General features: G+C 48.8%; 5 protein-coding genes and 2 pseudogenes. 5 read left to right on the forward strand and 2 right to left on the reverse strand.

The window, feature by feature from the left end:
* Together HMPREF3138_RS24885 and HMPREF3138_RS24890 are read left to right on the forward strand one after the other, a co-directional pair.
* Positions 1 to 952 (forward strand): DNA/RNA non-specific endonuclease (locus HMPREF3138_RS24885; protein WP_246828752.1); only part of this gene is annotated, 952 nt, incomplete at its 5' end.
* On the forward strand, positions 952 to 1,284 hold the full coding sequence (locus HMPREF3138_RS24890) for an immunity protein YezG family protein (RefSeq protein ID WP_038874556.1): 333 nt from the start codon (positions 952 to 954) through the stop codon (positions 1,282 to 1,284). The genes HMPREF3138_RS24885 and HMPREF3138_RS24890, both read left to right, overlap by 1 nt.
* A 49-nt stretch (positions 1,285 to 1,333) precedes the next feature.
* Here the strand turns inward: HMPREF3138_RS24890 and HMPREF3138_RS24895 are convergent, their stop codons facing one another.
* Together HMPREF3138_RS24895 and HMPREF3138_RS24900 are read right to left on the reverse strand one after the other, a co-directional pair.
* Positions 1,334 to 1,546, reverse strand: coding sequence for a SymE family type I addiction module toxin (locus tag HMPREF3138_RS24895; RefSeq protein WP_038874554.1), 213 nt, complete (start codon positions 1,544 to 1,546; stop codon positions 1,334 to 1,336).
* 73 nt (positions 1,547 to 1,619) lie between these two features.
* Positions 1,620 to 2,006, reverse strand: a complete 387-nt coding sequence (locus HMPREF3138_RS24900) for a helix-turn-helix domain-containing protein (RefSeq protein WP_038874551.1) — start codon at positions 2,004 to 2,006, stop codon at positions 1,620 to 1,622.
* A gap of 106 nt (positions 2,007 to 2,112) precedes the next feature.
* Between HMPREF3138_RS24900 and HMPREF3138_RS27440 the strand changes: the two are divergent.
* From HMPREF3138_RS27440 to HMPREF3138_RS27350, 3 genes and pseudogenes are all read left to right on the forward strand, one after another.
* Positions 2,113 to 3,038 (forward strand): annotated as a pseudogene (locus HMPREF3138_RS27440) (VENN motif pre-toxin domain-containing protein); the annotation flags it as partial.
* Entirely contained in the window at positions 3,025 to 3,327 is a 303-nt protein-coding gene (locus HMPREF3138_RS24910; RefSeq protein ID WP_038874548.1) for a hypothetical protein, read from the forward strand. The pseudogene HMPREF3138_RS27440 and the gene HMPREF3138_RS24910, both read left to right, overlap by 14 nt.
* A 42-nt stretch (positions 3,328 to 3,369) precedes the next feature.
* A pseudogene (locus tag HMPREF3138_RS27350) lies at positions 3,370 to 3,450 on the forward strand (recombinase XerC); the annotation flags it as partial.
* Positions 3,451 to 3,493: the final 43 nt, after the last annotated feature.

Genomic DNA, 3,493 nt, shown 5'->3' on the forward strand with positions numbered 1-3,493 from the left:
TAAGAATGCGGTGGAGAATAACTATCTGAGCGCCAAGCAGATAGATGATTTTGCAGCGAGGGCTAAGGGCTGTGATGCGCGTGGTGACTGTGGTCAGATCGTGAAGGAAATGGAAGATCTGAGCCTGAAGCAGCAGCAGGAACTGATCGCGGTATGTTCGACCAATCCAGCAGCATGTAAAGAGAAATACGGCTATATCCCGGCAAACGGTATGTTGGTTCGTGAAGCGATAGATCGTGTGTTAGGTGATGATGTGCCGTCAAAAATGAAGAACGATATGTCTTCATTGCTGGCACAACAGATCGAAGCCGAAGGTGTTGTGTCTAGCACTGAGTTTGCGAATAGGCTTCAGAGTATTTACGGCATCGACAAACAACAGGCAGAACTGTTAGCGGGTGCTGCGTTGGGTGCAGTTACCAGCGGGATGAGTAAAGGTGGTAAACCAGCCCCAGGCACTGAAGGTAAAAATATCGTTGTTGTAGACTCGGGTAAGAAAGGTGCCTGGAACAAAGCGATGAACAAGCCGGAACCGAATACGGTTTATAAGGTGGATGGTGATAAGACTTATCATACTGACAACCTGGCCAGACCAACTCAGGTTGAAGCAACCCTTAGCGCTAGTGCGAAAGACCGGAATGGTTATCAGCAATGTAAGGCGGGTAAGTGTGGCAATCCAGGTGATGAGGGGGGACATTTAATAGCCAGTATCTTTAATGGTCCTGGTGAAAAATTGAACCTGTTACCGATGGATGGAAACCTGAACAAAGGTGCTTGGAAACAGATGGAAAACACTTGGGCGAAAGCATTAAGTGAAGGTAAAGATGTTAAGGTTAATATTCAACCATCTTATACAGGTAACAGCGTCAGGCCGGATAAATTTAAGGTTGTATATTCAGTAGATGGTGGTCGCCCAATTGAAAAAGTATTCAACAATTCTCCAGGGGGGAAATAATGAGAACTGATCAAGAAATCTATAATGATATTGGTTCAATATTGCTATCAATAGCCCCTGATAATGCGGTAAAAGTTATTCTGTGTGCAACGTTGGAGCCAGAGAGTGATTGCGGTGAATTTACTTATGACTATATAGATAATAATGGTGAGCAGCGTTGGATAACTGAAACTGCTGATGCAAGTGAAAGACTACTGGACCTACTTGTAGAGTTAAGAAATTACTTTGTAGATAATTTTAAGTCTCAAGAGAAGCCGTTCTGGCATGGTTGTGAAGTAACGGTAAATGTAGAGACCTTAAAGATTAATATTGATTTTAAATACGACGACTAATAAAAAATTCCGGCCTTGGTGCCGGGATTTTACTTTATAGGTCAGTCAGTTATCCATCATTCGCCAGTTTGATGATCAACTGTCCTGGCTCGGCGATCACCTCGATCCGCTGGCCGGTGGTAAAACCCAGCGGCTCCAGCCAACGGCCCTTGAGGGTGAGCTGGGGTAGCGGGTTGGGTCTGCCGCCGTTGGTGCGGTAGCCTACAATGCCTTTACGGGCTTGGGGTGCGGCGGGTTGTGACGTAGAATCTGCTCTAGCCATGGTAACTACTCCTCTAGTTGCTTGTGGTTAGCGGGGGTGGGGTGTTCGAGCACCTCAACCCTGCGTCTGTTAATTACTCTGTCTTACCAATCACGTTATCCAGCATCTCGGTGACAAACTTCTGCTTGGTCTTGGGTAACTGGCTGATAATCTCAATCTGTTGTTCCAGTCGTGATGTCGGGCCGCGCTTGGCGTTGCGTCTTGCAGGCAGCCCCAGCAACTCATCCAGCGAAAGGTTGAGTATCTGCGCCAACTGCGGCAGCAGTGAGGCCGATACCTTCAACCGTCCCCCTTCGTAATGCGCCATCGTCTGTTGGGCAATCCCCAACTGTTCGGCCAGTTGTTGCTGTGTTAACTGGAGTTCCTTCCTTGCCAGCGCAATCCGTGCGCCGAGTTCCTTGAAGAACCGTTCATCTTTAGTGTTCATGGCATGACGCTGCTGTTGGGTAAGTGTTGCCATGAGGATACTCCCTGTTTTACATAACCCAGTTGGCAATACTCCATTATGGAGTGCTCTGCAATGGAGTTATTTTTACTGTTTTACTCTTGACAGGTTTTTAAAGGAGCAGCTGAACAACCAGTCGGCCGCAGCAGGCGGACTGGGCGCGGGCGGCGGGGAACTGGCGGCGCGCTACATTGCCGGCCAGCTGTTCCCGGACAAGACGGCAGAGCAGCTGAGCGAAAGCGAGAAGCAACAGGTGAGCGCGCTGAGCCAATTGGCCGCAGGGCTTGCAGGCGGGCTGGCGACGGGGGGTACTGCGGGAGCGGTGACCGGCGGGCAGGCCGGGAAGAATGCGGTTGAGAATAACGCGCTGAGTGATATTGTTGACGCTATATCTCAGGGTAAGACTCCTCAGCAGGTAGCCGAAGAGCGTGTCGATGCAGAAAACGAGCGCTATAAGCAGCAAAACTGTGCCGGAATGAGCGCGGAAGCGTGCTCGGTGAAGATGTATACTGAACGCCGGGAAGAGCTGAAAGATATCCTGTCGACAGGTGCAGATTTTGTGCCGGTGGTAGGGGATATCAAGAGTTTTGCGGAAGCTCAGAGTGCTTTGGATTATCTGGTTGCGGCGATAGGCATCATTCCTGGAGCTGGAGATGCAGCAGGTAAGGCGATCAAGGCAGCAGAAACGGCGCTGAAGAAGGGGGATGTCGCTGAAGCGTCCAGGCTGATAAACAAGGCCAGTGATGAAGTATCTGCCAATCTCCCAATGGGAAGTAAGCGCAATCCGATGAATCAGCCAAGTAACCCATCTTATCAACCTGTAAGGAATCAGCCGGGTACGATCAGAAATCGAGAATATTCAGGGCACGCCTTAGATAGAATGCAGGATCGAGGAATAACCCCTTCTGTTGTCGAAAATACGATTAAAAATGGTAAATCAACGCCCAGCCGAGGTGGAACAACAGTACACTTTGATCCTGAGATAAAGTATCCGTAGTTACAAACGAATCTGATAGAGTGGTCACGGTTAAATATGGCGATAAATAAGAAGAATGATATCTGTGAGTATGCGCTTAATTCATTAAATGATGTCATTAGCTTTGCGAGGTTCGTCAGCTACGCAGAAGATTTGCCTCAGCTAAATGAGCTATTTGAAGATGAGCACAATAGAGATAATTATCAGAAAATATGGTTTGAACTAGAAATTATCAACGCACTTGCCCTGTCTGAATGGGAGAGTGAAGGCCGTCCCGCAGACTGGCAAACGCGTTGGGAGTCAGAATATAAACACGATGCTTCTGAACTACTGGATGAGTTATTAAAGACATTGAAGTAAGGTAGCGGGGCTCACGACATCACAATGGCCGTGGTGCCGTGAGCGTCAGGTATCGACAAAGGGAGTTGCCACTTGTTCCGTCACGCGATGGCGACGCAGATGCTGGAGAAGGGGCCTGCACTGACATAAGAACGGTACCGCCTTTATCATCTGAGCGGGCTGGGCG

The sequence above is a fragment of the Serratia sp. HMSC15F11 genome, assembly GCF_001808215.1.
GTDB classification, from domain to species: domain Bacteria; phylum Pseudomonadota; class Gammaproteobacteria; order Enterobacterales; family Enterobacteriaceae; genus Serratia; species Serratia nevei.